1 protein-coding gene is annotated in these 532 nt (G+C 49.4%); it reads left to right on the forward strand.

Annotated elements, in window-relative coordinates:
• The coding region (locus R7E38_RS23335) for a tRNA1(Val) (adenine(37)-N6)-methyltransferase (protein WP_318082226.1) at positions 1–532 on the forward strand (532 nt) is incomplete at both ends.

Below are 532 nucleotides of genomic sequence, written 5' to 3' on the forward strand. Positions count from 1 at the left end.
CATATATTGGATATCGGGACAGGAACAGGGTTACTCGCTTTGATGTGTGCTCAACGCTTTCCTGACGCAAAAATTACCGCCGTTGACATCGAAACCACAGCGGTTGAAGCCGCAAGCCACAATTTTTCGCACTCGCCGTGGCACGACCGACTCTCAGTTCAGCATACCGATGTTTTGATTTTTTCGCCGCCGCAACGCTTTCAACGCATTGTTTGCAACCCACCCTATTTCAACACTGGTGAGCAAGCTAAACAAAGCCAGCGAGCAACCGCTAGGCATACCGACTCCCTACGCCATGATGCGTTGCTTAAGTGTTGTTATCAGTTGCTAGATACAGAAGGAAAAGCCAGCTTTGTGCTGCCAATCACCGAAGGGGAGCTATTTATTGAACTAGCATTAACCCAAGGTTGGGCTCTATCTCGACTGTGCCGCGTGCAACCATCGGAAAAGAAACCCGTGCACCGTTTGGTGTTTGAGCTGGCAAAGCAGCCTTCCTATACTCACCAGTCACATTTGATCATTCGCTCATCAG

It is taken from the genome of Vibrio sp. Vb2131 (assembly GCF_033338535.1).
Lineage (GTDB): Bacteria > Pseudomonadota > Gammaproteobacteria > Enterobacterales > Vibrionaceae > Vibrio > Vibrio alginolyticus.